26 protein-coding genes and 1 pseudogene are annotated in these 26,468 nt (G+C 69.8%); 12 read left to right on the forward strand and 15 right to left on the reverse strand.

Annotation, left to right across the window (positions count from 1 at the left end):
* Window positions 1-911 (forward strand): annotated as a pseudogene (locus tag QM517_RS14645) (chaplin family protein); the annotation flags it as partial.
* 421 nt (window positions 912-1,332) lie between these two features.
* Here the strand turns inward: QM517_RS14645 and QM517_RS14650 are convergent.
* The 6 genes from QM517_RS14650 to rpsF form a co-directional block, all read right to left on the reverse strand.
* Window positions 1,333-1,764 (reverse strand): cupin domain-containing protein, encoded by a 432-nt coding sequence (locus QM517_RS14650; RefSeq protein WP_283288405.1) that lies wholly within the window; start codon window positions 1,762-1,764, stop codon window positions 1,333-1,335.
* Window positions 1,757-3,082: an amidohydrolase family protein gene (locus QM517_RS14655; RefSeq protein WP_283288407.1), complete on the reverse strand. Its 1,326-nt coding sequence runs from the start codon at window positions 3,080-3,082 to the stop codon at window positions 1,757-1,759. Before QM517_RS14655 ends, QM517_RS14650 begins: the two co-directional genes overlap by 8 nt.
* Window positions 3,083-3,387: 305 nt before the next feature.
* Window positions 3,388-3,840 carry a 50S ribosomal protein L9 gene (gene rplI, locus QM517_RS14660; RefSeq protein ID WP_077051100.1) on the reverse strand — a complete coding sequence of 151 codons (453 nt, stop codon included), beginning with the start codon at window positions 3,838-3,840 and terminating at the stop codon, window positions 3,388-3,390.
* 10 nt (window positions 3,841-3,850) lie between these two features.
* On the reverse strand, window positions 3,851-4,105 hold the full coding sequence (gene rpsR, locus QM517_RS14665) for a 30S ribosomal protein S18 (RefSeq protein ID WP_055832386.1): 255 nt from the start codon (window positions 4,103-4,105) through the stop codon (window positions 3,851-3,853).
* 101 nt (window positions 4,106-4,206) lie between these two features.
* Complete coding sequence (locus tag QM517_RS14670; protein ID WP_077051099.1) at window positions 4,207-4,716, reverse strand: single-stranded DNA-binding protein; 510 nt, start codon at window positions 4,714-4,716, stop codon at window positions 4,207-4,209.
* A gap of 5 nt (window positions 4,717-4,721) precedes the next feature.
* Entirely contained in the window at window positions 4,722-5,114 is a 393-nt protein-coding gene (gene rpsF / locus QM517_RS14675; RefSeq protein ID WP_022879872.1) for a 30S ribosomal protein S6, read from the reverse strand.
* A 178-nt stretch (window positions 5,115-5,292) separates the two neighbouring features.
* Between rpsF and QM517_RS14680 the strand changes: the two genes are divergently transcribed.
* Entirely contained in the window at window positions 5,293-6,381 is a 1,089-nt protein-coding gene (locus tag QM517_RS14680; RefSeq protein ID WP_283288413.1) for a hypothetical protein, read from the forward strand.
* A gap of 120 nt (window positions 6,382-6,501) precedes the next feature.
* On the opposite strand, the gene QM517_RS14685 is transcribed toward QM517_RS14680, so the two are convergent.
* The 6 genes from QM517_RS14685 to QM517_RS14710 all read right to left on the reverse strand — a co-directional run bounded on the left by QM517_RS14685 (window position 6,502) and on the right by QM517_RS14710 (window position 14,370).
* On the reverse strand, window positions 6,502-8,190 hold the full coding sequence (locus QM517_RS14685) for a dipeptide ABC transporter ATP-binding protein (protein WP_283288415.1): 1,689 nt from the start codon (window positions 8,188-8,190) through the stop codon (window positions 6,502-6,504).
* Window positions 8,187-9,251: an ABC transporter permease gene (locus QM517_RS14690; protein WP_283288417.1), complete on the reverse strand. Its 1,065-nt coding sequence runs from the start codon at window positions 9,249-9,251 to the stop codon at window positions 8,187-8,189. Before QM517_RS14690 ends, QM517_RS14685 begins: the two co-directional genes overlap by 4 nt.
* Window position 9,252: 1 nt before the next feature.
* Window positions 9,253-10,326 (reverse strand): ABC transporter permease, encoded by a 1,074-nt coding sequence (locus tag QM517_RS14695; RefSeq protein ID WP_077051095.1) that lies wholly within the window; start codon window positions 10,324-10,326, stop codon window positions 9,253-9,255.
* A gap of 67 nt (window positions 10,327-10,393) precedes the next feature.
* Window positions 10,394-12,025 carry an ABC transporter substrate-binding protein gene (locus QM517_RS14700; RefSeq protein WP_283288420.1) on the reverse strand — a complete coding sequence of 544 codons (1,632 nt, stop codon included), beginning with the start codon at window positions 12,023-12,025 and terminating at the stop codon, window positions 10,394-10,396.
* Window positions 12,026-12,256: 231 nt separating this feature from the next.
* The gene (locus QM517_RS14705) at window positions 12,257-13,006 is read right to left on the reverse strand and encodes a 3-hydroxybutyrate dehydrogenase (protein WP_283288422.1); all 750 of its coding nucleotides are present in this window, start codon (window positions 13,004-13,006) and stop codon (window positions 12,257-12,259) included.
* Window positions 13,007-13,011: 5 nt separating this feature from the next.
* The gene (locus QM517_RS14710; protein WP_077051092.1) at window positions 13,012-14,370 is read right to left on the reverse strand and encodes an MFS transporter; all 1,359 of its coding nucleotides are present in this window, start codon (window positions 14,368-14,370) and stop codon (window positions 13,012-13,014) included.
* A gap of 104 nt (window positions 14,371-14,474) precedes the next feature.
* On the opposite strand from QM517_RS14710, the gene QM517_RS14715 reads away from it, so the two are divergent.
* A complete protein-coding gene (locus QM517_RS14715) occupies window positions 14,475-15,377 on the forward strand; it encodes a LysR family transcriptional regulator (protein WP_283288425.1) in 903 nt (300 codons plus the stop codon).
* Between the two features lie 198 nt (window positions 15,378-15,575).
* On the opposite strand, the gene sfnG is transcribed toward QM517_RS14715, so the two are convergent.
* Entirely contained in the window at window positions 15,576-16,709 is a 1,134-nt protein-coding gene (sfnG, locus tag QM517_RS14720; protein WP_283288427.1) for a dimethylsulfone monooxygenase SfnG, read from the reverse strand.
* 125 nt (window positions 16,710-16,834) lie between these two features.
* Between sfnG and QM517_RS14725 the strand changes: the two genes are divergently transcribed.
* Window positions 16,835-17,896 carry an LLM class flavin-dependent oxidoreductase gene (locus QM517_RS14725; RefSeq protein WP_283288429.1) on the forward strand — a complete coding sequence of 354 codons (1,062 nt, stop codon included), beginning with the start codon at window positions 16,835-16,837 and terminating at the stop codon, window positions 17,894-17,896.
* Between the two features lie 245 nt (window positions 17,897-18,141).
* Here the strand turns inward: QM517_RS14725 and QM517_RS14730 are convergent, their stop codons facing one another.
* Together QM517_RS14730 and QM517_RS14735 are read right to left on the reverse strand one after the other, a co-directional pair.
* Window positions 18,142-19,455 (reverse strand): O-acetylhomoserine aminocarboxypropyltransferase/cysteine synthase family protein, encoded by a 1,314-nt coding sequence (locus tag QM517_RS14730; protein WP_283288431.1) that lies wholly within the window; start codon window positions 19,453-19,455, stop codon window positions 18,142-18,144.
* Window positions 19,448-20,389 carry an ATP-grasp domain-containing protein gene (locus QM517_RS14735; RefSeq protein ID WP_283288433.1) on the reverse strand — a complete coding sequence of 314 codons (942 nt, stop codon included), beginning with the start codon at window positions 20,387-20,389 and terminating at the stop codon, window positions 19,448-19,450. The genes QM517_RS14730 and QM517_RS14735 overlap by 8 nt, the downstream gene beginning before the upstream one ends.
* 144 nt (window positions 20,390-20,533) lie before the next feature.
* Between QM517_RS14735 and QM517_RS14740 the strand changes: the two genes are divergently transcribed.
* The 8 genes from QM517_RS14740 (at window position 20,534) to QM517_RS14775 (ending at window position 26,468) form a co-directional block, all read left to right on the forward strand.
* Entirely contained in the window at window positions 20,534-21,364 is an 831-nt protein-coding gene (locus tag QM517_RS14740) for a class I SAM-dependent methyltransferase (RefSeq protein ID WP_283288435.1), read from the forward strand.
* Window positions 21,365-21,453: 89 nt separating this feature from the next.
* Window positions 21,454-21,849, forward strand: coding sequence for a hypothetical protein (locus QM517_RS14745; RefSeq protein ID WP_283288437.1), 396 nt, complete (start codon window positions 21,454-21,456; stop codon window positions 21,847-21,849).
* 90 nt (window positions 21,850-21,939) lie between these two features.
* On the forward strand, window positions 21,940-22,347 hold the full coding sequence (locus QM517_RS14750) for a hypothetical protein (protein WP_283288439.1): 408 nt from the start codon (window positions 21,940-21,942) through the stop codon (window positions 22,345-22,347).
* Entirely contained in the window at window positions 22,347-22,868 is a 522-nt protein-coding gene (locus tag QM517_RS14755) for a hypothetical protein (RefSeq protein ID WP_283288441.1), read from the forward strand. The genes QM517_RS14750 and QM517_RS14755 overlap by 1 nt, the downstream gene beginning before the upstream one ends.
* A gap of 83 nt (window positions 22,869-22,951) precedes the next feature.
* Window positions 22,952-23,887: an ABC transporter ATP-binding protein gene (locus tag QM517_RS14760; RefSeq protein ID WP_283288444.1), complete on the forward strand. Its 936-nt coding sequence runs from the start codon at window positions 22,952-22,954 to the stop codon at window positions 23,885-23,887.
* The gene (locus tag QM517_RS14765; RefSeq protein ID WP_283288447.1) at window positions 23,884-24,681 is read left to right on the forward strand and encodes an ABC transporter permease; all 798 of its coding nucleotides are present in this window, start codon (window positions 23,884-23,886) and stop codon (window positions 24,679-24,681) included. The genes QM517_RS14760 and QM517_RS14765 overlap by 4 nt, the downstream gene beginning before the upstream one ends.
* Window positions 24,682-24,701: 20 nt before the next feature.
* Window positions 24,702-25,808 (forward strand): sensor histidine kinase, encoded by a 1,107-nt coding sequence (locus QM517_RS14770; RefSeq protein WP_283288449.1) that lies wholly within the window; start codon window positions 24,702-24,704, stop codon window positions 25,806-25,808.
* A gap of 54 nt (window positions 25,809-25,862) precedes the next feature.
* On the forward strand, window positions 25,863-26,468 hold the full coding sequence (locus tag QM517_RS14775; RefSeq protein ID WP_308208916.1) for a response regulator transcription factor: 606 nt from the start codon (window positions 25,863-25,865) through the stop codon (window positions 26,466-26,468).

Raw genomic sequence — 26,468 nt, forward strand, 5'->3', positions numbered from 1 at the left:
ACGCCGTCTCGGTCATCGGAGACAGCCACACCGAGGATGCCACCACCACCGGCGGCGGCTCGGGCGGCGGCTCGGGCGGCGGCTCGGGCGGCGGCGTCGGCGACGTCGAGACCGACGGCACCGACAGCCTCGCTGGCGGCAACCAGCTGATCGCCCCGATCAGCCTGCCCGTCACCATCGGCGGCAACGCCGTGTCCGGCATCGGAGACAGCCACACCGAGAACGCCACCACCACCGGCGGCGGCTCCACGGGCGGCGTCGGCGACGTCACCACCGACGGCACCGACAGCATCCTCGGCGGCAACCAGGCGATCCTCCCGATCAACCTGCCCGTCACGATCGGCGGCAACGCGGTCTCCGGCATCGGCGACAGCACCTCCGAGGACGCCACCACCACCGGCGGCGGCTCCGGCGGCCTGATCGGCGACGTCACCACCGACGGCACCGACAGCATCCTCGGCGGCAACCAGCTGATCATCCCGATCAACCTGCCCGTCACCATCGGCGGCAACGCGGTGTCGGTCATCGGCGACAGCACCACGACGGGTTCGGAGACCGGAACCCCGGGTACGCCCGGAACGCCCGGAACGCCCGGCACCCCCGGAACCCCGGGAACCCCCGGCACCCCCGGAACCCCGGGAACCCCCGGCACCCCCGGCACCCCGGGCACCCCCGGCACCCCCGGCACCCCGGGCACCCCCGGAACGCCCGGCACCCCGGGCACGCCCGGCGTGACCGGCTCGGTCGCCTCCGTGTCGTCGGCGTCGGCGGTGTCGTCGACGGCCGCGGCTCAGGGTTCGCTCGCCGTCACCGGAGTCAGCGGCGGCATGGTGTGGGGCCTGCTCACCGCAGCTCTCCTCCTGCTCGCCCTCGGAGGGGCGCTGGTCATCCGCCGTCGCCTCACTGCCTGACACCCCTTGGGCAGGGGCTTCGGCCTCTCCCGACGGGGCACCGGATGCCGTGACTCATTGGGGGCATGGCATCCGGTGATCGGCGTGTCCGGGGTCGGTCGACCGCTCGACGCCGCGGCCGCGCCCCATACGAGCGGAGGAGATTCGGCCAGCGGAGGATCAAAAGCCCCTCCGGCATCCTCCCCCCGCCGAATATCCTCCGCTCCCGCGGGTCAGCCGAGCCGCCGCCGCAGGATGCCGCCACCACACGACGCCGCCACCACGGCCACACCCCACACGATGGGAGGACAATCGGCCACCGGAGGATCGAAAGCCCCTCCGGCATCCTCCCTCCGCCGAATCTCCTCCGCTCCCGCGGGTCAGCATGGCCTCCGAGGCCGCGGCCCGAACGCACCGCGGGCCGAACGCGCCGCGCGGCGCCTCAGTCGGCGAGGCGCCAGTCCTCGAAGCTGAACCCCGGCGAGACGAGGCAGCTCACGACGGCTTCGGCGTCGTCGACGAGACGCGCCGACTGCCACACGCCCGCGGGGACGGTCGCCTGCAGCCTCTCCCCCGCCGCGAGGTCCGCGCCGAGGACGACCGGAACGGCATCCGAAGGCGCAGCCCCGTCGCCACCGAACAACAGCTCGAGCCGCCCCGGTCCGTGCCACAGCCACACCTCGTCGCTCGTCACGACGTGCCACGCGCTGTGCTCGCCCGGGGTCAGCAGGTAGTGGATCAGCGTCGCCGCGGGGCGCGCACCCGCGGGAGTGTCGACCGCATACGTGCCGGTCCACATGCGGCGGAACCATCCGCCCTCAGGGTGCTGCTCGAGGTCGAGCAGCCGGGCGGTGGTGGGGCGGTCGTCAGTCACGGGACACTCCGGTCTCTCGGGTGAAAGCGGGGGATGCGAAGCGCACTTCGCCGTCGATGAACGTCGCGGCCGCGCGCCCGGCGCCGTCGACCACGAGCCGCTCGATCATGTCGTCGGCGGTGGCCACGTCGATGTCGAAGAACGCGAGGTCGGCCACGGCACCCACGGCGAGGTAGCCGGTGCGCTGCGGCCCGGTGTCGAGTCCCATGGCGTGGGCTCCCCCGAGCGTCGCGGCGCGCAGCAGCAGCGCCGACAGGTCGCGGTGGGCGTAGCCCTGGTGCCGCGCGAGGCGATGCAGCGCGGCCACGTCGCCCAGCAGATCCAGCGACGGAGACGACGACAGCGAGTCGGTGCCGACCGCGATCGCGTTGCCCTCCACGAGGTACGCCGCGACGGGCGGCTCATCGAGTCCGATCACGGCGTTCGACCGCGGACAAAGGGCCACTGTGGTCCCCCGCTGCCGCAGCACCGACCGGTCGCGCGCCGTCATGTAGACGCCGTGGGCGATGTGGCAGTCGGGCCCGAGCACGCCGAGCTCGTCGACGAACTCCGTCGCTCCCGTGCCGAAGCCCTCGTCGCGCAGGGCCTGGAAGCTCGCCGGACGCCGCTCCCGCCACGGCAGCGCCTCGCCGTGCTCGCGCTCGAACGCGGCCTCGCCGAGATGGATGTGCAGCCGGCTCCCCCGCTCGCGCACGATGTCGGGGATCTCCAGCAGCGGCTCGACGTCGAGCGAATACGGCGCGTGCGGCGACAGGCCGGTTCCGGGCGGCGACGGCAGCGAGTCCAGCCGCGCCTCGACCTCGGCCCTCCCCCGCTCGGCCCACGCGGCGTTGGTCCAGCTCATCACCTCCCAGTAGGTGATGCCGTGCAGACGGGCGTCATGCAACGCGGATGCCGCCTCGACGTCGGTCACGATGTCGGCCACCGCGGTCGTGCCGGCGGCGATCATCTGCGCGGCGCCCGCCCTGGCATCCATCGCCCAATCCAGGCCCGACTCGTAGACCGGTTGGAAGGCCGCGGCCCAGTCCTCGAACCCGGTGTAGGAGCCGCGCCCGACCTCGGCCATGCCGGTGTACTGGAGGTGCGAGTGCGCGTTGACGAGGCCGGGCGTCAGGATGCCGGGCCAGTGCACCTCGTCGAAGTCGACGCCGCGCTGGCGCAGCTCGTGCCGCACCCACTCGCGGTCGCCGACGTGCCGGATGCGCCCGCCCGCGACGGCGATCGCCCCCTCGACGATCGGCGGGGCGGTGATCGGGACGACGAGGGATGCCGAGTACAGCACGACCCGCGGGCGCTCGGGTGCGCGATCGACGGTCATGCCGCCCAGCCTAGGGACGCGGTGTGACGGCCGCGTGTCGCGAGGCCGCGTCACCTTCCTCGTTCGGGTCGCCGAGCCGTGCCCCCTGACGCCGAAGCACAGCCCGTTTGGGGCGGATTCCGCGCATTGGGGCGGAGGAATCCACGCCCCAAACGACGAATCGCGCCCCAAACCCCAAACCCCAAACCCCAAACCGCAGCAACCCCAGCGCCCGCCGAAGCACCGCAGCCAACGCCGCGGCCTAGCCCCAACGCAGAACGGCCCCGGTCCGCCGAAGCGGGACCGGGGCCGTTCTCAGACGCGAATTACTTCGCGGCGACCACCTGGAGGGTGATCACGGCGGTGAGGTCGTCGCGGAGGCGAACGGTCGCCTCGTGCTCGCCCACCGACTTGATCGCAGAGGTGATCTGGATCTTGCGCTTGTCGAGCTCACCGAGACCGGCGGCCTTGACCGCGTCGGCGACGTCGCCCGTCTTGACGGAACCGAACAGGCGACCCTCGGCACCGGCCTTGACGGCCAGCTTGACGGTGTTCGACTCGAGCGTGTTCTTCAGGGCCACGGCCTCTTCGTGGTCGTGGATCGCGCGGGACTCGCGAGCGGCGCGGATCGACGCGACCTGCTTCTCGCCACCGCGGCTCCAGGACACGGCGAAGCCCTGCGGGATGAGGTAGTTACGGGCGTACCCGTTCTTGACCTCGACAACATCACCGGCGCTACCGAGCCCGGTGACCTCATTCGTGAGAATCAGCTTTGCCATCGGGTGCTCCTTAGCGGCCGGCGCCGGCGTAGGGCAGGAGAGCCATCTCGCGCGCGTTCTTGATGGCGCGGGCGATCAGACGCTGCTCCTGCACGGACACACCGGTGATACGACGGGCGCGGATCTTGCCGCGCTCCGAGATGAACTTGCGGAGGGTGGGGACGTCCTTGTAGTCGATGACGCCGACGCGGATCGCCTTCGCGGGGGCTGCGTTCTTCGCGCCCTTCCGCGGCTTGCGGCGGTCGCCAGTGGCCTTTCCAGCCATGCTTCCTTCTTTCGTGTGGATTCGGATGCCGGGGGCGCTTGCGGCGTCCGGGCTCGGCATCCGGAATTTCGGGGGTCGTCACGCCGTGAGGCGTAGCGAGATCAGAACGGGGTGTCGTCTCCGTAGGAACCGGGAGTGCTCCACGCATCGGCGCCGCCGCCCTGGTTCGACCCGGGGGTCGACCACGGCTCGTCGGAGCCCTGCTGCACCTGCGCCCGCTGACCGCCGCCACCGCCGCCGCCCGAAGAGGCGGCACGGGTGACCTGCGCGGTCGCGTAGCGGAGCGAGGGGCCGATCTCGTCGACCTCCAGCTCGATCGAGGTGCGGTTGTTGCCCTCGCGGTCCTGGTACGAGCGCTGCTTCAGGCGGCCGGTCGCGATGACACGGGACCCCTTCGTCAGCGATCCGGCGACGTGCTCGGCGAATTCGCGCCACACCGAGGCGCGCAGGAAGAGCGCCTCGCCGTCCTTCCACTCGTTCGCCTGACGGTCGAACGTGCGGGGGGTCGACGCGATGGTGAAGTTCGCCACGGGCAGCCCGTTCTGCGTGTACCGCAGTTCAGGGTCGGCCGTGAGGTTCCCCACGACGGTGATGACGGTTTCGCCGGCCATCGTCGTTACTTCGCAGCCTTCTCGGCGGACTCGACCTTGCGGGGAGCGGCGGCCTTGCGGGCAGCCTTCTCCTCGGAGCGCTTCGCCTCGGCGGCGACCTGCGCGATGGCCTCTTCCGCACGGAGGACCTTGGTACGCATGATCTGCTCGCTCAGCTTCAGCTGGCGGTCGAGCTCCTGCGTGGCCTCGCTCGTGGCGGTGAAGTCGACGACGGCGTAGATGCCCTCGTTCTTCTTCTTGATCTCGTAGGCCAGACGGCGGCGTCCCCAGACATCCACCTTCTCGATGGTTCCCCCATCGTTGGTGATGACCTTGAGGAACCCGTCGAGCTTCGGAGCGACCTGGCGCTCGTCGATCTCGGGGTCGAAGATGACCATGAGTTCGTACTGGTGCGTCACTAACCCACCTCCTTCGGACTAGAACGGCTGACGGGCATTTCCCGGCAGCAGGAGGGTGTGGTGCACGTCGTCTCGGGCTTACACGCGCATGGGCGTCGCCAGACAACCTTCGTAGTCTAACGGATGCCACCCCGCAGCGGGAATCGAGCTTCCCCGCCGCTCTCGGTAGCGTGGGGCCATGAGCGGCTCGACGCTGGACACCTCTGCCCTGACGCAACCGGTCTCCCGCGCGGAGGTGCGGGCGTTCACCGCGCAGCTGCGCCGCGAGGGGAAGCTCACGAGCGTGGTGGTCACCACGGTCGGGTTCGTCGTCGTGGGTGGCATCCTGCTCGTCGCGGCGTCGCTCATGGCCACGGTCGTCAGCTTCGGACTGTTCGCGGACGAGGGGCGCCCGAATCCGATCGGCATCGCCTTCCTGCTGTTCTTCGTCGCGGTGATCGTGCTGATCGCGTACGCGCTGGTCGTGCTCTTCCGCGGCCGTGCGACCCGCCGCTACCGGCTCGCGCACTTCGCGGAAGCCAACGGGCTGACGTGGTTCCCCACCGTGCCCAAGCCCGACCTGCCCGGCATGATCTTCAGCGAGGGCCACTCCCGCGAAGCCACCGACGTCATCCACGGTCCGCGCCCGCGCTGGGTCGAGGTCGGCAACTACACGTACAAGACCGGGTCGGGCAAGAACGAGCAGACGCACCGATGGGCGTACGTGATGCTGCGGCTGGACACCCCGCTCCCCCACATCGTCCTGGATGCCGTGGGCAACAACGGCCTGTTCGGGGTGTCGAACCTCCCGACGACGTTCTCGCGCGACCAGCGCCTGAGTCTCGAGGGCGACTTCGACCAGCACTTCGCGCTGTACTGCCCGACCGGGTACGAGCGCGACGCGCTGTACCTCTTCACCCCCGACGTCATGGCGCGGTTCATCGACAACGCCGCCGCCCTCGACGTCGAGATCGTCGACGACCGCCTCTTCCTCTACGCGCGTCGCGAGCTGTCGACCCTCGACCCGGCGGTGTGGCAGTGGATTTTCGGCACAGTGGATGCCATCGACGAGAAGCTCGGCCAGTGGGCGCGGTGGCGCGACGAACGGTTGCCCGCGGCTGCTGCGCCCGTGGCATCCGGGATTCCGCTGCTCACTCCCCCGCCCGCCGGCGTCGCGCGCGAGGGACGCCGGCTGCGCCGCGGCTTCTCGTGGGTCGGCGGCGTGATCGCGGTGCTGGCGATCGGCTGGTGGCTGTTCACCGTGATCTCCGACACGTTCCTGCGCTAGCCCGCCATACCCCCCGCGTGAGTCGCCAGAATTTGTCGCCTCGGCGGCCCGGCAGGCGACAAATGTTGGCGACTCACGCGGCGGCGCGCGGCGCGCGGCGCGCGGGGCGCGCGCGGCGCGTCAGCCGCGCGTCGACCGCCAGAGGTCGCGACGCTGCTCCTGCGCGACCGGGTCGGGCACCGGGAGGGAGGCCAGCAGCCGCTTCGTGTAGTCGTCGCGGGGCTCGGTGAGCACCTGCACCGTCGTGCCCTGCTCGCGGATCACGCCCTGGCGGAGCACCACGACACGGTCGGCCACCTCGTCCACGACCGCGAGGTCGTGGCTGATGAAGAGGCACGCGAATCCGAACTCCTGCTGTAGCTGCGCGAACAGCTGCAGTACGCGCGCCTGCACCGACACGTCGAGCGCCGAGGTCGGCTCGTCCGCGATGAGCAGCTTCGGGTCGAGCGCGAGCGCCCGGGCCAGCGACGCGCGCTGACGCTGGCCGCCCGACAGCTCGTGCGGATACCGGTCGCCGAACGCGGTCGGGAGTTGCACGGCATCCAGGAGCTCGTCCACGCGCGCACGCGCGGCGCGGGCTCCGGACGCGCGCCGGTGCACGAGCAGCGGCTCGGCGATGCACTCCGCGATTGTGAGGAGGGGGTTGAAGCTCGTCGCCGGGTCCTGGAAGACGAAGCCGATGTCGGGGCGCGTCTTGGCGAGCGTGCGGGGCTTCGCGCCGCGCATCTCGGTGCCGAGCACCTTCAGCGACCCTCCGACGACGGAGGTGAGGCCCACCATCGCGCGGCCGATCGTGGTCTTGCCCGAGCCCGACTCCCCCACGAGACCGAGCACTTCACCGGGGCCGATCCAGAAGTCGACGCCCTTCACGGCGATGACGCCCGTCGTGCCGAAGCGTCCCGGGTACCCGATCTCGACCTTCTCGGCGACGACGAGGCTGCCCGCGGGCGGCGCGGTCGGCGCGGGGGTGGAGAGCGACTGCTGCGCGCTCTTGCCGCGACCCACGTGCGGGACGGCGGCGAGCAGCTCGCGCGTGTACTGCTGCTGCGGAGCGGCGAACAGCTCGCGCACGGGTGCCTGCTCGACGATGTCGCCGCGGAACATCACGACGACGCGGTCCGCGAGGTCGGCGACCACGCCCATGTTGTGGGTGATGAGCACGATGGTCGCGCCGAACTCGTCGCGGCAGGTGCGGAGCAGATCGAGGATCTCGGCCTGCACGGTGACGTCGAGGGCCGTGGTCGGCTCGTCGGCGATGATGAGGCCCGCGTTGAGCACGAGCGCCATGGCGATCACGACGCGCTGCTTCTGGCCGCCCGAGAACTGGTGCGGGTAGTCGTCGACCCGCTTCTCGGGGTCGGGGATGCCGACCCGGCGCAGGATGTCGACGGCCTGCGTCTTCGCCTCGCTCTTCGAGAGCTTGCCGTGGGCGCGCAGGCCCTCCGCGATCTGCCAGCCCACCGTGTAGACGGGGTTCAGCGCCGTCGACGGCTCCTGGAACACCATGGCCGCGTCGTGTCCGCGCATCGCGCGCAGCTGCGCGTGGGTCGCGTGGACGATGTCGGTCTCGTCGCCGTCGCGGCCGCGGACGATCACGGCCCCCGACAGCGTCGCCGTCTCGGGCAGGAGCCCCAGCAGCGTGTTGGCCGTGACGGTCTTGCCCGACCCGGACTCGCCGACGACCGCGAGCACCTCGCCGGCGTGCGCCTCGAGCGAGATGCCGTTGATGGCCGCGACGGGCTCGCCGTCGGTGGCGAAGGTGACCCGCAGGTCGTCGATGCGGGCGACGGGCGCGGTGGTGCCGGTCATGAGGGGCTCCCCTCGGAGGAAGTGGATGCCGGCGGCCCGGCGGGAGCGGCGGTCGCCGAGGTCGGAGCCGGGGCAGGGTCGACCACGGTGACGGGCGCGGGAGCACGTCCGGCGCGGCGGCGCGTGCGGAGCCGCGGGTCGCTGAGGTCGTTGAGGCTCTCGCCGACGAGCGTGATGCCGAGCACCGCGAGGACGATCGCGACGCCCGGCGGGACGGCCGTCCACCAGATGCCGCTGGTGACGTCGCTGACCGAACGGTTCAAGTCGTAGCCCCACTCGGCGGCGGCCGTGGCCTCGATGCCGAAGCCGAGGAAGCCGAGACCCGCGAGGGTCAGGAGCGCCTCCGAGGCGTTCAGCGTCACGACGACCGGCAGCGAACGCGTGGAGTTGCGCAGCACGTGACGCAGCAGGATGCGCGCCGTCGGCACACCGATCACGCGCGCCGACTCGACGAACGGTTCCGCCTTCACGCGCACGACCTCGGCGCGGATGACACGGAAGTACTGCGGCACGAACACCACGGTGATCGAGATCGCGGTGGCGAGGATGCCGCCCCACAGGGTCGACTGCCCCTTCGTGATCGCGATCGACATGACGATCGCGAGGAGCAGCGACGGGAACGCGTAGATCGCGTCGCACAGCACGACCAGGACGCGGTCGATCCAGCCGCCGAAGTAGCCGCTGACCAGGCCCAGGAAGATGCCGAGGAAGATCGAGAACGCGATCGCGCACAGAATCACCAGCAGCGCCGTCTGCGCACCCCAGATCACGCGGGACAGCACGTCGTACCCGCCGACCGTGGTGCCGAGCAGGTTGGTCGCGCTCGGCGCCTGCTGCGTGCCGAACTTCGTCCCGCCCGCCTCCTGCTGCGAGAAGCCGTAGGGCGCGAGGATCGGCGCGAGCGCCGCCGTCAGCACGAACACGGTGGTGATGATCAGGCCGATCACGAGCATGGTGCGCTGGAGGCCGACGCTGCGGCGCAGGTGCGAGATGACCGGCAAGCGGTCGCGCAGCGGGACCTTGCGTGCGGTCAGGACCGCGGGGGTCGTGGCATCCGTCATGTCAGTACCTCACTCGCGGGTCGATGATCGCCGCGATGACGTCGACGAGGAAGTTCGTGAAGGCCACGAGCACGGCGATCATGACGACGATGCCCTGGACGGCGACGAAGTCGCGCGCCTTCAGGTACTCGCTGAGCATGAAGCCGAGACCCTTCCATTCGAACGTGGTCTCGGTGAGCACCGCGCCCGAGAGCAGCAGCGCTATCTGCAGGCCGATGACCGTGATGATCGGGATCAGCGCGGGACGGTACGCGTGCTTCGTGACGAGGCGGTACTCCCCCACGCCGCGCGACCGCGCCGAGGTGACGTACTGCGCGCCGAGCGTGCCGATGACGTTGGTGCGGACGAGCCGCAGGAAGATGCCCGCGGTCAGGATGCCGAGCGCCAGACCCGGCAGGATCGCGTGGGTGAGCACGTCGCCCACCGCGGCACCGTCGCCGAGGCGGATGGCATCCAGGAGATAGATGCCGCTGGGGTTGTCGAGGCCCTGGAGCTTCAACTCGGTGCGGGTGCTCGCGCGGCCGGCGACCGGCAGCACGCTCAACCAGACCGAGAACACGAGCTTGAGCAGGAGGCCGACGAAGAAGATCGGGGTGGCGTAGCCGAGGATCGCGCCGATGCGCAGCACCGCGTCGGGCCAGCGGTCGCGGCGGTAGGCGGCGAGCAGGCCGAACGGGATGCCGATCAGCAGGGCCACGATCAGCGCGTAGATCGCCAGCTCGAGGGTGGCCGAGCCGTACTGCAGCAGGATGCCGAGGACCGGACGGTTGTCGGTCAGCGTGGTGCCGAAGTCGCCGCGCAGGATGCCGCCGATGTACTCGAGGTACTGGATGAAGAGGGGGCGGTCGTATCCGGCCGCGGCGATGCGCTCGGCCAACTGCTCCGGGGGGAGGCGTCCGCCGAGGGCGGCGGTGATCGGGTCGCCGGTGACCCGCATCAGCAGGAAGACGACGGTCACGAGGATGAAGACCGTCGGGATGATCAGCAGGAGGCGGACGAGGATGTAGCGCCAGAGACCGCCACCCTTGGGGGCGACGGGCGCGGCGATGACGGGGGCGTCGACGGCGGTGGCCATGAGTACCTAACGGGGAGGAACGCGGCGGGTGCCCGGCCCCGAGAGGGACCGGGCACCCGCCCGTCGATTACTTGTGCAGCGGGGCGTAGCGGAACTTGAAGGATCCGTCGAGGACGGCGCCCTCCACGCTCGCGCCGACGATCGCGACCTGCTTGCCCTGGAGCAGCGGCAGCGTCGACAGGTCGGCCGCCACCTTGTCCTGGATGTCGCCGATCTCCTGCTCGCGCGTCGTCTTGTCGGTCTGCGTCGCCTGGTCGGTGAGCAGCTGCTGGACCTCGGCGTTGTCGTAGTGGTTGCCCACAAAGTTGTCCGCCGAGAAGAACGGGGTCAGGTAGTTGTCGGCATCCGAGTAGTCCGGGAACCAGCCGAGCTGGTAGGCGGGGTACACGTCGGCGACGCGGTCCTTGGTGTACTGCACCCACTCCGTCTGCGCGAGGTTGACGGTGAACAGGCCGTCCTTCTCGAGCTGCGCCTTGACGGCGGCGTACTCGTCACCCGACGAGGGGCCGTAGTGGTCGCCGTTGTACTGCAGGTTCAGCGTGACGGGCGTCTGGACTCCGGCGGCCTCGAGGGTCGCCTTGGCCTTCGCCGCGTCCGGGTTGCCGCTGCCGTCGCCGTAGAGACCCTTCAACGCCTCGTTGGCGCCGGCGAGACCCTGCGGAACGTACGAGTAGAGCGGCGAGTAGGTGTCCTTGTACACGTCGGTCGCGATGGCCTGACGATCGATCAGGTCGGCCGCGGCCTGGCGCACCGCGAGCGACTTGGCCGCGTCGGCCTCGGGCGTCGTGGCGCCGAACGGCATCGTGTCGAAGTTGAAGACGATGTAGCGGATCTCGCCGCCGGGGCCGTCGACGACCTTCACCGCGTCGTTGGACGACAGGTCGGCGATGTCGGTCGCGCTGAGGCTGCGGAACGCGACGTCGATCGCACCCGACTGCACGTCGAGCTTGAGGTTCGAGGCGTCGGCGTAGTACTTCGCCGAGATCCCGCCGTTCTCGGGCTTGGGCAGCGAGCCCTCGTAGTCGGCGTACGGCGCGTAGGAGATGAGCTCGTTGAGCTTGTACGACTCGATCGTGTACTGACCCGCGAAGGCCTTGCCCTCGACGATGGTGTCATCGGGCGTCACGGCGTCGGCCGAGAAGACCTCTTCGTCGACGATGGGAGCTGCGGGGCTCGACAGGATCTGCGGCCAGACCTGGTCGTTGCCGTTCTTGAGCGTGAAGACGACGGTGGTGTCGTCGGGCGTCGCGACGCTGTCGAGGTTGCCGAGCAGCGACGACGGGCCGTTGGGGTCGGCGATGGTGACCTGGCGGTCGAACGAGAACTTCACGTCGGACGACGTGAGGTCGTGGCCGTTGGCGAACTTCAGGCCCGACTTCAGCTTGACCGTGTACTCGGTCGGCGAGGTGAACTCGGCCGACTCGGCGATGTCGGGGGTGACGTCCGACGTGCCGTACTGGCTGTTGAGGAGGAAGGGGTAGACCTGGTTCATCACGGCGAACGAGCCGTTGTCGTACGAGCCGGCCGGGTCGATCGAGCTGATCTTGTCGGTGGTGCCGACCACGAGCGGGTCGGTGGAGCCGCTGTCGGAGCCGTTGTCGCCGCCGCCGGCGGAGCAGCCCGCCAGGACGAGGGCCGAAGCGCCGAGGGCGCCGAGTGCGAGACCGAGACGGCCTCGACCACTGGTGTGCAGTGCCATTGAGTTACCTCTGCTGTGAAGTGTCGATCGCGACAGATGCCGCAGTCCTTCGGACATCTTGGTCGTCAGCAGGCCACACACCAACTATTGGACCGTCTTTTTACGATAACGAAACCTCGGATATCTTCCGGTTTGCGTGATTCGGCGGCGGAGATGTTCCGGGCGGGAGCGCTCCCGGCGGCGGTGTGGGGTCGGGGCAGGGCTGCTGCGGTAGGGGCCGCGGGCCGCCGGTCAGTGCGCCGACCAGCCGCCGTCCATCACGTAGCTCGTGCCGGTGACCATCGCGGCATCCGGGCCCGCGAGCCATAGCGCGAGCGACGCCACCTCAGACGGCTCCACGAGCCGCTTGATCGCGGCATCCTTCAGCAGCACCGTCTCGAGCACCTCGGACTCCGGGATGCCGTGCGCCCGCGCCTGGTCCGCGATCTGCTTCTCGACGAGCGGCGACCGCACGTACCCGGGGTCGATGCAGACGCTCGTGACCCCGCGCGGACCGCCCTCGAGCGCCGTGGTCTTGGAGAGGCCCTCGAGTCCATGCTTCGCGGTGACGTACGCCGACTTATATGCCGATGCGCGTATACCGTGCACGCTCGAGACGTTGAGCACCCGTCCGAACCCCCGCTCGTACATCCCGGGAAGAGCCGCGCGGATGAGGAGGAACGGCGCCTCGAGCATCAGCCGGAGCATGAACGAGAACCGCTCGGGGGCGAACTCCTCGATCGGACTCACGTGCTGGATGCCGGCGTTGTTGACGAGGATGTCTACGTCGAGGCTGAGGTCGGCCAGTGCCCCCGTGTCCGAGAGGTCGACCGCCCAGGCGCGGCCGCCGATCTCGTCGGCGAGAGCCTGAGCGCCCTCGGCGTTGAGATCGGCGACCGTCACGGTGGCTCCGGCCTCGGCGAACGCCCGCGCGATCGCGGCACCGATGCCGCTGGCACCGCCGGTGACGAGGGCGCGGCGTCCGCTGAGGTCGATGGTCATGATTCCTACTTCCCCCGCGCGGCGTCGGCGGCGTCGATGTCGCGGAGCGAGATTCCGCGCGTCTCCTTCAGCGACAGTACGGCGACCGACGTGACCACGCAGGCCACCACGATGTAGATCGCCACCGGCAGCCACGACCCGAAGTCGCGCAGCCACTGCGTCGCGAGGATCGGGGCGAGCGACCCGGCGAGGATCGCGGTGACCTGGGCACCGAGGGAGACGCCCGAGTAACGCATGCGCGTCGGGAACAGCTCGGCCATGACCGCCGGCTGGGGCGCGTACATGCCGGCGTGGAACACCAGGCCGAGCGCCACGGCGGCGACGATGACGACGGGGTTGAGCGTGTCGAACATCGGGAAGGCGAAGAACGCCCAGGTCGCGCTGAGGATCGCGCCGGCGAGGTACACGGGCTTGCGGCCGATGCGGTCAGCGAGGCGGCCGAGTGGGGGGATCACGGCGAAATGGATGACGTGCGCGATCAGCAGCGCGAGGAGGAGCTGGCTCGTGTCGTACGAGTGCACGAACTTCAGGTACACGATCGAGAAGCTCACGACGATGTAGTAGACGATGTTCTCCGCGAAGCGGATGCCCATGGCCTGCACGACGCCCTTCGGGTACCGGCGCAGCACCTCGACGACACCGAACGAGGTCGCCTTCTCCTGCTCGACCTGCTTCTTGGCCTCGAGGAAGATCGGCGCCTCCTCGACGTGGGTGCGGATGTAGAACCCCACCAGCACGATCACGGCCGAGAGCCAGAAGGCGACGCGCCAGCCCCAGTCGAGGAACGCGGCGGGGGCGAGGATGAACGACATCACCAGCAGCACGGTCGTGGCCAGCAGGTTGCCGACCGGGACCGCCGCCTGCGGCCAGCTCGCCCAGAACGCGCGCGAGCGGTTCGGGCTCTGCTCCGCGACGAGCAGGACGGCGCCGCCCCACTCACCGCCGACCGCGAAGCCCTGGATGAAGCGCAGGGCCACGAGCATCGCGGGCGCCCAGTACCCGACGGAGGCGAAGCCGGGGAGGCATCCCATCAGGAACGTCGCGGCGCCGACGATGATGATCGTCGCCTGCAGCGTCGGCTTGCGGCCGAAACGGTCGCCGATCTGCCCGAAGACGATGCCGCCCAGGGGGCGGGCGACGAAGCCGACGGCGTACGTGACGAAGGCGGCGATGATCCCGTCGAGCGGCGAGCCCGACGACGGGAAGAAGAACGTGCCGAACACCAGGCTCGCGGCCGTGGCGTAGAGGAAGAACTCGTACCACTCGACGACGGTGCCGGCCATCGAGGCGGCGACGACGCGGCGGATCTTGCTGGTCGAGATTTCAGGGGAGGCGCTGCGTTGCGCGGCGGCGGGGGATTCCATGCTGCTCCTTCGGTGTCGACGGTGACATCCGGTGATGAGTCTGCGGTGCGGTCGATTTTGCGGCAATGCCCAGACGTGCGGGTCGGGTGTGCAGAATTGCACACATGGATGCCACGAACGTCCGCGCCGACGATCTCCTGATGCTGCTCGCGGTGGCGCGCACCGGCCGTTACACCGCGGCCGCGCAGGTGCGCGGCGTCGATCACACCACCGTCGCGCGGCGCATCGCCGCCCTGGAGGATGCGCTCGGCGGACGGGTCGTCGCCGCGTCGGGCCGCGGCTGGGAACTGACGACCCTCGGCAAGCACGCCGTCGAGACCGCGGGGCGCATCGAGGCCGCGATGTCGCGGCTGTCCGGCGGGGAGGAGGAGCCGGACCCCGTCTCGGGCGTCGTCCGCATGTCGGCGACGGACGGCTTCAGCGCCTACGTCGCGGCTCCCGCGATCGCGGCGTTACGGCAGCGGCATCCGGAGCTGTCCGTCGAAATCGTGGCGACGCAACGTCGTGCGGCGCTCCACCGGCCCGGTCTGGACCTCGAGGTCGTCGTGGGGGAGCCGCAGACCTCCCGCGGCACCGCGACGCGCCTCGGCACCTACACGCTCGGAATGTACGCCTCGCGGGAGTACCTCGAGCGCGAGGGCACGCCCCGCGACCTCGCCGAGCTCGAGCAGCACCGCTTGGTGTATTTCGTCGACTCGATGCTGCAGGTGGAGGCGCTGGACCTTCCGCGGCGGCTGGTGCCGCGCATGCGCGACGGGGTGACGTCGACCAACGTCTTCGTCCACGTCGAAGCGACACGCGTAGGTGCCGGAATCGGCATGCTTCCGTGTTTCGCCGCCGATCGGCATCCGGATCTGGTCCGTCTGCTGCCCACTTTCGTCGCGGAACGCCTCCCGTACTGGATGATCGTTCGCCCGGATTCCCTGCGGATCCCCGCCGTAGCGGCACTGGCGGAGGCGCTCCGTGCGCAGACCGCCGCCGCGCAACACATGCTCGACGGGGCATAGACGCTGTCGGTGGTGTCGCACGCCCGGTCGAGTGTCCAAGACACGCCGTATGACGCGAGGTCGATACGGCGTGTCTTGGACACTGGGGGTCACGGGCGCCGCTCAGCGGGCGGCGGCGGTACCACGGGCGTTCGGTGTCCAAGACACGCGGACCGAGGTCGTCGGCATCCGCGTGTCTTGGACACTTAACGGGGAGCGTCAGCCCCGCGCGACGCCGATCGGGTCGCCGGTGCGGGCGAGGTCGGCTTCGAGTTCCCGCACGATCGGGATCACGATCTCGCCGAATCGCTCGAGTTCCTCCTGGAAGTGGAGGAACCCGAGGAGGAACAGGTCGACGCCGCGCTTCTTGTACTCGATGATCCGCGTGGCGATCTGCTCGGCATCCCCGAAGAGCTGCGTACGGAAGCCGTCGTTGTACTGCACGAGGTCGTCGAACGTCGAGTCGGCCCACATGCCCTTCTTGTCGGCGGTGGCGTTGCCCGCCTCCTGGACGCTCTTGCGGAAGCCCTCGACGGCGCCGCCGTCGGCGTGCGCGATGATCTCGCGCAGCTGTTCCTCCGCCTCGGCTCGGCTGTCGCGCTGGATGACGAAGCCGTTGAGGCCGAAGCGCGTGCGGCGGCCGTGTTCAGCCGCGATACGGGTCACGTCGTCGTACTGCTCGGTGAAGCCGTCGAAGTCCTTGCCGTTGGAGAAGTACCAATCGGCGTAGGCGCCGCCGTTGAACCGCGCCGCCGTGGAGTTTCCGCCCTGGAAGATGTCGGGGTGCGCGCGTCCCGGCACCTCGTAAGGGAACGGGCGCAGCGTGAAGTCGGTGATGTCGTAGTACTTCCCGTGGAACGAGAACTTCTCCTGCGTCCACAGACCGCGCAGGATTTGGATGAACTCCGCCGCGCGCTCATAGCGTTCGTCGTGTTCGAGCCACTCGAGTCCGAGGTCGGTGTACTCGTCCTTGAACCAGCCGCTGACGACGTTCACGGCGGCGCGACCGTGCGAGAACTGGTCGGCGGTGTTGATGAACTTCGCCAGGACCGCCGGATGCCAGATCCCGGGGTGGATGGCCGAGATGACCTTGAGCTTCTCGGTGGCCAGCAGCAGCGCGAGGCTGATCGACGTGGATTCGTGCTGCTGCGCGGCGCCGTAGCTCGAGGCGTACCGCACCTGGCTCAGCGCGTACTCGAACCCGACGCGCTCCGCCGTCCGCGCGAGCTCGACGTTGTAGTCGAGACCCCAGTCGGTGCGCTGCTCGATGGAGCTGATGACGAGCCCGCCGCTGACGTTGGGAACCCAGTAGGCGAACTTCAGGGGCTCGTGCGTGGGGGCGATGTCGGTCATGGGGTTCTCCTCGCGGATCGGAACCCGGCTACCGTCGCACTGCCCTCGTCGAGGGTCAACGACATGTGACGGACCGTGTCCTCGCATGACGACACACGCCGTTCGACCGGGTGAGGATGGATGCCATGACCTCCCCCCAGCGCGTGCGTTTCGGCTACTGGACCCCGATCTTCGGCGGGTGGCTCCGTAACGTCGACGACGAGCAGACGCCCGTGACGTTCGCGCACGTCGCGGAGATCGCGCGGGCGGCGGAGGAGGGCGGGTTCGACCTCACGCTCATCCCGGAGCTGAACCTCAACGACATCAAGGGCGTCGAGGCGCCGTCGCTCGACGCATGGGCGGTGACCGCGGCACTCGCGGCGGTGACGTCGAAGCTGGAGCTGCTCGCGGCGGTGCGCCCGGGGTTCCACAACCCGTTCCACACCGCGAAGCAGGCGGCGACGATCGACGAGATCAGCGGGGGACGCTTCACGCTGAACGTCGTGTCGGCGTGGTGGGCCGAGGAGGCGAAGCAGTACGACGGGCTGTTCAGCGCCCATGACGACCGCTACGCGCGCACGATCGAGTGGGTCGAGGTGCTCCGCGGCCTGTGGACGCAGACACCGTTCGCCTACGAGGGGGAGTACTACCGCACCGAGGGCACGTTCCTCGAGCCGAAGCCCCGCGTGATTCCGCGTCTGTACGCCGGCGGTGAGAGCGAGGCCGGGCGTACCTCGATCACGCGTTTCGCCGACGCGTACCTGACGCACGGCGGCACGCTCGACGAGCTCGAGGCGAAGGTCGCCGACATGCGACGTCGCCGCGCCGAGGCCGGCGCGACCCCGTTCGAGGCGTTCGGGATGGCGGCGTACGGCATCGTCCGTGACACCGAAGAAGAGGCTCAGGCTGAGATCGACCGCATCACCGACGTGCGCGGGGGAGCGGCGTACGGCTCGTACCAGGACTTCGTGAGCAAGTCGAAGCTCGACACCCAGGTCGACATCAAGGAGTACTCGGTCTCCAACCGCGGCCTGCGCCCGAACCTCGTCGGAACGCCCGATCAGGTGGCCGAGCGCATCGTGGAGTTCGCGAACGTCGGCGTCTCGACGCTGCTGCTGCAGTTCTCGCCGCACCTGTCCGAGCTGCAGCGGTTCGCCGCCGACGTGATCCCGCGCGTGCGTCGGCTCGAGGCGCTGCGCGACGCCTGACGCGGGTCCTTCCGAGGCTGTGCTCGCGGGTTCGGTGTCCAGAACACGCGGACCGGATGCCACGGCATCCGCGTGTCTTGGACACTCAACGGGACGGGACCACCGGGGGAGGCCCGGGTTCACGCGCCCTCGATGCCGCACGGCAGGTTCAGTGTCCAGAACACGCGGACGCACGGCCGCGGCATCGGCGTGTCTTGGACACTCAACCGGCGAACACGTCAGGGCGCGAAGCTCCCGCGCCTGACCTACACCGCCGCGCGGAGCGCCTGGTCGAGGTCGGCGATGAGGTCGGCGGCATCCTCGAGTCCGATCGACAGGCGGATGAGCCCGTCGTGGATGCCGAGGCGGTCGCGGACCTCTTGCGTGAAGCCGAGGTGGGTCGTGGTCGCGGGGTGCAGCGCCATCGAGCGCGTGTCGCCGATGTTGGTCATGCGGCTGAACAGGCGCAGCGCGTCGAAGAAGTGCTCCGCTCCGTCGCGTCCGCCGCGCACGGTGAACGAGAACACCGAGCCGGTGAGCCCGCCGTAGTCGCGCACGGCGAGCGCGTGCTGCGGGTGGGAGGGGAGTCCCGCGAAGTCGACGCTCTCGACGAGCTCGTGGCCATCGAGCCACTCGGCGATCTCGCGAGCGGATGCCACGTGCTGACGCATCCGCACCGACAGCGTCTCCATGCCCTGTTGCAGAAGGAAGCCGTTCAGCGGCGACAGCGCGGGGCCGGTGTCGTTGGCGATCCCGAAGCGCAGGTACAGCTCGAACGCGCGGGGGCCGAAGGCGTCGACGTACGAGGGGTGTCCGGCGATCGCGGTGTCGGTGATCCCGGGATACGGACGGGAGGCGGCGGCCCAGTCGAACGTCCCACCGTCGACGACCGCTCCCGCGAGGTTGGCTCCGTGGCCGGAGAGGAACTTCGTCGCGGAGTGCACGACGATGTGCGCGCCGTGCTCGATCGGTCGCAGGAGGAACGGTGTCGCGATCGTGTTGTCCACGACGAGCGGCAGACCGTGGCGCTCGGCGATCCGTGCGACGCGAGCGATGTCGACGACGTCGTTCTTGGGGTTTGGCAGCGTTTCGGTGAAGATGGCCTTCGTTTCGGGCCGGATCAGGGCATCCCATTCGGCGTCGTCGTCGGGATCCCAGACGTACTCGACCGTCACTCCCAGGCGCGCGAAGGTGCGGTCGAAGAGCACACGCGTGCCGCTGTAAATGCTGGCCGTCGACACGATGTGCTCGCCCGCGCCCGCGAGTCCGAGCAACGTCGCGGTGATGGCGGCCTGCCCCGACCCGACGACGAGCGCGCCCGTTCCGCCCTCGAGCGACGCGAGCCGCGCCTCGGCGACCTGGTTCGTGGGGTTGAGGTTGCGCGAGTACAGGTGCCCCAGGTCGGCGCCCGCGAAGCGATCGGTCGCCTCCTGGAACGACACGAAGCGGTAGGCCGCGGAGAGATGCACGGGCGTCACGCGCGAGCCGTGGGTGAGGTCTTCGACCTCGCCGGCGTGCACCTGGCGGGTCGCGAAGCCGAAGCCGTCCCAGGCGCGGTGGGGTTCAGCGGGCTCAGCCACGCGCGCCCACCGCCTCGTGCGGAAGCAGTGCCCCGAGCCACCGCGCGATCTCGCGCGGCCCGGAACGGGGAGCGGATGCCTCGACGTCGGGGTTGTAGTTCGTGTTCGTGTTCACGTCGTAGGTGACAGTGCGTCCGTCACGCGTCTCGATGAACTCGATGCCGGCGACGCCGATGCCCTCGGCGGCGAGGAAGGCGAGGTACCGGTCGATGATGGCCGGGTCGACGTCGTCGCGGAGGCGGAACAGCGGCTCGGGCTCCATGCCGTCGGCACCGGGGATCGCGCACGCTTCGGCCGGGCACAGCTCGAAACTGCCCGTGCTCGTGTCGACCCGCACGGCGTAGACGAACTGGCCGCCCACGAATTCGGCGCGCGTGATGAACGGCGCGCGAGCGACCAGCAGCTCCTGCAGCAGTGTGATGCCGTCGGGCGACGGTTCGAAGTCGGCGCTGTCGACCCACGCCGCGAACTCGGCGTGCGACTCCCACCGGCGCACGCCCAGGCCCTTGCCGCCCTGATTGTGCTTGCTGATGAACGGCGCCTCGAACTCCTCGGCCTTCGCCGCGAGCTGCGCGGTGCCGAACACGGCCGTCGTGCGCGGAACCTCGACGCCCGCGTGCCGGAGCGCGGCGTGCTGCGCCACCTTGCTGACCTCGAGCTCGAGAACGTCGGCGCCGTTCACGACCGTTCGACCCCACGAGGCGAGCCAGCGCAGCACCGCACGGCCGTACTCCTTGCTCGCGGCGTGGTCGCGCGTGTGCGCGGAGGCGCTGAGCCGTGACCAGAACACGCCCTCCGGAGGCTCGACGGTCAGGTCGATCGCTCCGTCGGTCAGCAGCCATTCCTCCAGCGGCACCCCTTCCGCCTCGAAGGCCGCCTGGAACGGGGGAAGCCACTGGGGGTTCTCATGGATCACGTACACACTGCCCGACATGCCGCCAGGCTAACCCGGCCCTCCGACACCGGCACAGGCCCGCGTCACGCGCGGTCACGGCGACCTTTCGATCCGAGGGCGCAGCCTGGCACCCTGGCATCCACGTGTGTATCGTCGCAAGGCTGTGCCGTCGGAAGGGATGCAATGACCACCGAGTACCTCGATGCGAACCGCGCCAACTGGAACGAGCGCGCCACCCTGCACGCCGCCCGCGACGGATCCGGCTACGGCGTGCTGCGCTACGTGGAGGACCGCGACGCGCTGAGCGATGTCGTGCGGTTCGACCAGCCGCTGCTCGGCGACCTCACGGGGAAGCGGGCCGTGCACCTGCAGTGCCACATCGGCACGGACACGCTGTCGCTCGCCCGCCTCGGCGCCCGGGTGACGGGCCTCGACTTCTCGGAGAACGCCGTCGCGGAAGCCCGCCGGCTCGTGGCCGAGACGGGGGATGCCGTCGATTTCGTCCGATCGGACGTCGCGCATGCCCTCGACATCCTCCCGGGGGGCGCTTTCGACCTCGTCTACACGGGGATCGGGGCGCTGTGCTGGCTGCCGTCGATCACGGAATGGGCCGGTGTGGTCGCGGATCTGCTGGCTCCCGGTGGCACGCTGCACATCCGCGAGGGGCACCCGGTGCTGTGGTCGATGAACGAGACTCTCCCGGGGCTGACGCTCGCGTTCCCGTACTTCGAGCAGCCCGCCCCGCTGGAGTGGGATGACGACAGCACGTACGTCGAGGTGTCCGCGCCGCTGCAGTCCACCCGGACGTATGAGTGGAACCGCAGCCTCGGCGAGATCGTCACGGCGCTGCTCGACCGTGGCCTGCGGCTCGACGCGCTCATCGAGCACGACAGTGTGCCGTGGGAGGCCCTCCCCGGCCGGATGACCCTGCGCGCCGACGGCGAATACGCCCTCACCGAGCAGCCGTCCGTCATGCCGCTGAGCTACACGATCCGCGCGTCGAAGCCGGCCTGACCTCGCCGATGATCTGGCGAAGAAGTGCGCTGCCTCTCTTCCTTGCGACCGTGCTCGCCCTATCGGGCTGCTCGACGAAGGAAGCCGCAATGAGTCCGGAAGAAGCACGCGAACAGACGCTCGAGATCCTTCAAGCGACGATCGCAGCCTCGGGTGCGTCGGATTGGGTTCTCGACCGCGACGACGTGCCCCTGCCTCAGCAGTGTGAGATCGATGGCAAGGAAGGAGTCGCCTTCAACCACGGCGGATACGCGGTAACCGAACGGGCCAATCCCGCCGCGGACGCTCAACGCGTCGCAGAGTACTGGGCGTCTGTGGGCATCGACGCTCGAGTGGTCAGCGACCCCGTACCTCGCGTTTTCGGTGGGGGCGGACGGGTCGACGCGATCTCGTTCAGCACGTCTCCTGGCTACACGATCTGCGTGGGCGGCACGTGCGTGCCTGGCAACGCGTTCGAGTTCTACAGCCCCTCACCTAGTAACTGACCTTCCGACATGACGAGGAACTCTTGGCGCGCTGGCGTCCTGATCGCAGCGGGACTCGTGATGACAAGCTGCTCGACAGGAGAAGCTGAGATGACACCCGAACAGGCACGCGACCAGACGATGAGCGTCCTCAACGGAACCATTTCCGCGTCCGGCGCCGCCGATTGGGTTCTGGATGGCGATGGGTCCGCCATACCTCAGCAATGCAACGCCGACGGTGAAGGAGGAGTCACCTTCGGACACGGGGGTTACGCAACGGCCCCGGGCGAAGACCCCGCCGCCGACGCGCAACGCGTTGCCGACTACTGGACCTCGATCGGCATCGAGACTCGAATCGTCTCCGACCCCACGCCCACCGTGTTCGGTCGGGGTGGTCCCGTCAACGCCATTTCCTTCGGCACTGCGCCGGGGTACACCATCAGCCTCGGCGGAGTATGCGTGCCGGGCGACCCGTTGGACTACTACGGGGATACCCCCACGCCGGCACGGAGTTCCTGATGCGCCGCCTCGATCACTGCCCGAACAATCGTCCGACCTCGGAAAAGCGGGCGGATGCCACCCGCCCCGCGCTCGCACTCCTCGCGGCAGCCGCGCTCGCGCTCGCCGGCTGCGCACCGACCTCGTTACCGACCTACGAAGCGGTCCGCGGCCAGGCACAAGCGGCGATGCAACGCGTCGTCGACGAGCTCTCGCCTGACGTCCGCGTCGAGAAGAATCCCTCGGACAAGCCTTTCGTATGCGAAGGGGAAGGCGTCTTCTACACCGGCCAGTGGACGGTGTTCCCTCCCGAGGGCTTCGACGGTCAGAGTTTCGTCGATGGGCTCCCCGCGGCGCTCGGTTCCGACTTCCGCACCGATGACCGAGGTCTCGAACTCAACTATCCGGCCGCGAGTTTCATTGCCCCCGGATACTCCAACAGCACTGTCGACGTTTCGGTGCTCACACGCGACGAGGGAGTCGTCGTCGATATCCTTTCGACTTCGCAGTGCGCGCAGCGGCCCGCGACCGAAGCGCCGTAACCGCGCCACCCATGACGAACGTCACCCCCACGAGGTGACCCCCGCCCCAGGCACGGGGCACGGCGCCGGGCCAGCATGAGGACATGACCTCCTCCAGCACCGCCCCCGCCGCGATCGACGCGCGGGGCGTCGTCAAGAGCTTCGGCTCCGTCCACGCCGTCCGCGGCGTCGATCTGCGGGTGCAGCCCGGCGAGATCGTGGCGTTCCTCGGCCCGAACGGCGCCGGCAAGACCACGACGATCGACATGATCCTCGGCCTGACCACCCCCGACTCGGGCTCCATCAGCGTCTTCGGGCACACCCCGCGCGGGGCGGTGTCGCGCGGCCTGGTCTCCGCCGTCCTGCAGACGGGGGGTCTGCTGAAAGACCTCACGGTCCGCGAGACGGTCGAGCTCACGGCAAGCCTGTTCGCCGAGAAGCGTCCCGTGGACGAAGCTCTGGAGCGGGCTGGCATCCGGGATCTGGCGAACCGCCGCGTGGGACTCTGCTCGGGCGGCGAGCAGCAGCGGCTGCGTTTCGCGATGGCGCTCGTGAGCGACCCGGCGCTGCTGATCCTCGACGAGCCGACCACCGGCATGGACGTCGAGGCCCGCCGTTCGTTCTGGAACGCGATCCGGACGGATGCCGCCCGCGGCCGCACCGTCATGTTCGCGACGCACTACCTCGACGAGGCCGACGAGTACGCCGATCGCATCGTGCTGATGCGCAGCGGTCAGATCGTCGCCGACGGCACCACGGCCGAGATCAAGAACCTCGTTTCGGGTCGGATCGTGCAGGCGACGATCCCGGATGCCGACATCACGGCGCTCGCGTCCCTGCCGGGCGTCGATTCGGTCGAGGCCGCCGGCGAGCGCGTGACGCTGCACACCCGCGATTCCGACGCCCTCGCGCGCCACCTCCTGGCGGAAACCCCCGCGCGGGATCTCGAGATCACCGCGCGAAACCTGGAGAGCGTGTTCGTCGCGCTCACCATCGACTCCCCGGCATCCGCCGACGCCTCGAACGGAGCAACCCGATGACCGCCATCAGCCTCGACCGCCCCGCCCCCGTGCTGGGCGGCTTCACGCTCACGTATCTGCGGATCGAGCTGGTCCGCAAACTCCGCAACCCGAGGGCGCTGTTCTTCACCGTGGCGTTCCCGGTGCTGATGTTCTTCATCATCGGCTACCAGATGCTCGACGAGCCCCTGACGCAGGTGCCGGTGGCCGACGGGGGAGTGTCGGTGGCCGCGTACATCATGGTGTCGATGGCGATGTACGGAGCGATGATGTCGGCGACCCAGACGGGCGCTGCGGTCGCAGTCGAGCGCGCGCAGGGGTGGACGCGGCAGCTGCGCCTCACACCGCTGAACCCGCTCGTCAACGTGATCGTGAAGCTCCTGGCGGGCATGCTGTTCGGACTCATCGCGGTGATCGCGACGTATGTCGTGGCATCCCTGGTCGGGGTTCAGCTGTCCGCGGTGCAGTGGATCGTCACGGGCCTGGCCGCGTGGCTGCTCGCCGGGGCGGTGTTCACGACGCTCGGGCTCATGGTCGGGTACATGGTGCCGGGCGAGAACGTCGCGCAGATCACGAGCCTCGCGGTGGTGCTGCTGTCGTTCCTCGGCGGGCTGTTCTACCCGCTGTCGTCGATGCCCGACTTCCTGCAGACGGTCGGCAAGCTGACGCCCGTGTACGGCATCGCCGAGCTGGCGCGTGCGCCGCTGACGGGGGATGCCTTCGACCTCGGCGCCCTGATCAACGCGGTGGTGTGGCTCGCGGTGTTCGTCGCCGGCACGGTGTACTTCTTCCGGCGGGACACGCGGCGTTCGTGAGCCGCTCTATCGTGAACGACATGAGCGAGAAGACCAGCCCGGGACGCTTCCGCGTTCCGGGCCGGCGCTCGTTCACGCGGGGCTGGTTCATCGGCGGGGGCATCTCGCTCATCTGGACGTTCCCGACGCTGGTGTCGATCTGGGAAGTGCCCGATCCCGTCGCTCATGCCGTGGGAACGCTGATCGTGGTGGTGTTCGCGGCGGTGTTCCTCGCGTCCGTGCCGTTCGCGCGTCGGACGACCTCCGGGTGGCGCCGACTGATCCCGGCCGCGGTGATGTTCGCGCTGAGCCTGAGCCTGACGCCCTCGATCGGCGAGGACGTGCGGTGGATGTGGACGTTCGTCGGCGTCGCCGTCGCCGTGTCGAGCGTCGCCCGGCGCCCCACGTGGATCCTCGTGCTGCTGTTGAGCGCGCTGTCGTTCATGGTGGGGGAGTGGAGCGGCGCCGACACGTTCACGAACGTGCTGAACTCGGCGATCATCCTGTCCATCTCGATCATGATGCTGAGCTTCGTGCAGAACATCACGACCCTCGAGCGACTCCGCGCCGCGCAGGAACAGGTCGCCGAGCTCGCCGCCGAGCGCGAGCGCAGCCGCGTCGCGCGCGACGTGCACGACATCCTCGGCCACTCGCTGACCGTGATCACGGTGAAGGCCGAGCTCGCCGGAAGACTGATGGATGCCGGCTCCCCGGCCGCACGCGACGAGGTGTCGCAGATCGAGCAGCTGTCGCGCGGTGCGCTGGCCGACGTCCGCGCGACGGTGCACGGGTATAGAGGTGTCAGCATCAGCGGCGAGCTCGCCGCGGCCCGTGCGGCGCTGGAGAGCGCCGGCGTCGCGCCCGAGCTGCCCGGGTCGACGGATCAGGTGCCGTCCGACCGGCGCGAGCTCGCGGGGTGGGTGGTGCGCGAGGCCGTGACGAACGTGGTGCGGCACGCCGAGGCATCCGTGTGCCGGGTGTCGCTGGACTCTCGCTCGGTGGAGGTCGCCGACGACGGGCGCGGGCCGTCGGGCGCGGCGTCCGGCTCGGGGCTGTCGGGACTGCGCGAGCGCGTCGAGACCGCCGGCGGCCGCATGTCGGTGGGGCGCAGCGACCTCGGCGGATTCCGAGTGAGGGTGACCTGGTGATCGGTATGACCGTGGGCCGCAGCGGGCTCGGCGGATTCGGGGCGGGGTGACGTGGTGATCCGACTTCTCATCGCCGATGATCAGGCGCTCGTGCGCGGCGCCCTGGCCGCCCTGCTCGGGCTGGAGCCCGACATCGAGGTCGCTGCCCAGGTCGGCCGCGGCGACGAGGTGGTCGAGGCCGCCCGCGCGTCCGAGGCGACCGTGGCGCTGCTCGACATCGAGATGCCCGGCATCGACGGCATCGCCGCCGCGTCTCTTCTGCGCACCCAGGTTCCCGGATGCCGCGCCCTCATCGTCACGACGTTCGGCCGGCCCGGATACCTCGCGCGCGCCATGCAGGCCGGGGCTTCCGGATTCGTCGTGAAGGACACCCCCGCGGCGGAGCTGGCGGATGCCGTGCGGCGGGTGTCCGCCGGGTTCCGCGTGGTGGATCCGGTTCTGGCCGCCGAGTCGCTGGCGCAGGGCGACTCCCCGCTGACCGAGCGAGAGACGGACGTGCTCGCCGCCGCCCGCGCCGGCGGGTCCGTCGCCGACATCGCGCGCATGGTGCACCTGTCCGAGGGGACGGTGAAGAATCACCTGTCCAGCGCCATCGGTAAGACCGGCGGGCGGAATCGGGCGGATGCGGTGCGGGTGGCGGTGGACCGGGGGTGGCTGTGA

Source organism: Microbacterium sp. IEGM 1404 (genome assembly GCF_030056775.1).
Taxonomy (GTDB): Bacteria; Actinomycetota; Actinomycetes; order Actinomycetales; family Microbacteriaceae; genus Microbacterium.

What these genes read in the sequence shown, in the direction of transcription:
- QM517_RS14655 (WP_283288407.1), bottom strand. Translation starts at nt 3,082, where the DNA reads ATGACCGTCGATCGCGCACCCGAGCGCCCGCGGGTCGTGCTGTACTCG.
- rplI (WP_077051100.1), bottom strand. Translation starts at nt 3,840, where the DNA reads ATGGCAAAGCTGATTCTCACGAATGAGGTCACCGGGCTCGGTAGCGCC.
- rpsR (WP_055832386.1), bottom strand. Translation starts at nt 4,105, where the DNA reads ATGGCTGGAAAGGCCACTGGCGACCGCCGCAAGCCGCGGAAGGGCGCG.
- QM517_RS14670 (WP_077051099.1), bottom strand. Translation starts at nt 4,716, where the DNA reads ATGGCCGGCGAAACCGTCATCACCGTCGTGGGGAACCTCACGGCCGAC.
- QM517_RS14680 (WP_283288413.1), top strand. Translation starts at nt 5,293, where the DNA reads ATGAGCGGCTCGACGCTGGACACCTCTGCCCTGACGCAACCGGTCTCC.
- QM517_RS14685 (WP_283288415.1), bottom strand. Translation starts at nt 8,190, where the DNA reads ATGACCGGCACCACCGCGCCCGTCGCCCGCATCGACGACCTGCGGGTC.
- QM517_RS14690 (WP_283288417.1), bottom strand. Translation starts at nt 9,251, where the DNA reads ATGACGGATGCCACGACCCCCGCGGTCCTGACCGCACGCAAGGTCCCG.
- QM517_RS14695 (WP_077051095.1), bottom strand. Translation starts at nt 10,326, where the DNA reads ATGGCCACCGCCGTCGACGCCCCCGTCATCGCCGCGCCCGTCGCCCCC.
- QM517_RS14700 (WP_283288420.1), bottom strand. Translation starts at nt 12,025, where the DNA reads ATGGCACTGCACACCAGTGGTCGAGGCCGTCTCGGTCTCGCACTCGGC.
- QM517_RS14705 (WP_283288422.1), bottom strand. Translation starts at nt 13,006, where the DNA reads ATGACCATCGACCTCAGCGGACGCCGCGCCCTCGTCACCGGCGGTGCC.
- QM517_RS14710 (WP_077051092.1), bottom strand. Translation starts at nt 14,370, where the DNA reads ATGGAATCCCCCGCCGCCGCGCAACGCAGCGCCTCCCCTGAAATCTCG.
- QM517_RS14715 (WP_283288425.1), top strand. Translation starts at nt 14,475, where the DNA reads ATGGATGCCACGAACGTCCGCGCCGACGATCTCCTGATGCTGCTCGCG.
- sfnG (WP_283288427.1), bottom strand. Translation starts at nt 16,709, where the DNA reads ATGACCGACATCGCCCCCACGCACGAGCCCCTGAAGTTCGCCTACTGG.
- QM517_RS14725 (WP_283288429.1), top strand. Translation starts at nt 16,835, where the DNA reads ATGACCTCCCCCCAGCGCGTGCGTTTCGGCTACTGGACCCCGATCTTC.
- QM517_RS14735 (WP_283288433.1), bottom strand. Translation starts at nt 20,389, where the DNA reads ATGTCGGGCAGTGTGTACGTGATCCATGAGAACCCCCAGTGGCTTCCC.
- QM517_RS14740 (WP_283288435.1), top strand. Translation starts at nt 20,534, where the DNA reads ATGACCACCGAGTACCTCGATGCGAACCGCGCCAACTGGAACGAGCGC.
- QM517_RS14745 (WP_283288437.1), top strand. Translation starts at nt 21,454, where the DNA reads ATGAGTCCGGAAGAAGCACGCGAACAGACGCTCGAGATCCTTCAAGCG.
- QM517_RS14750 (WP_283288439.1), top strand. Translation starts at nt 21,940, where the DNA reads ATGACACCCGAACAGGCACGCGACCAGACGATGAGCGTCCTCAACGGA.
- QM517_RS14755 (WP_283288441.1), top strand. Translation starts at nt 22,347, where the DNA reads ATGCGCCGCCTCGATCACTGCCCGAACAATCGTCCGACCTCGGAAAAG.
- QM517_RS14760 (WP_283288444.1), top strand. Translation starts at nt 22,952, where the DNA reads ATGACCTCCTCCAGCACCGCCCCCGCCGCGATCGACGCGCGGGGCGTC.
- QM517_RS14765 (WP_283288447.1), top strand. Translation starts at nt 23,884, where the DNA reads ATGACCGCCATCAGCCTCGACCGCCCCGCCCCCGTGCTGGGCGGCTTC.
- QM517_RS14770 (WP_283288449.1), top strand. Translation starts at nt 24,702, where the DNA reads ATGAGCGAGAAGACCAGCCCGGGACGCTTCCGCGTTCCGGGCCGGCGC.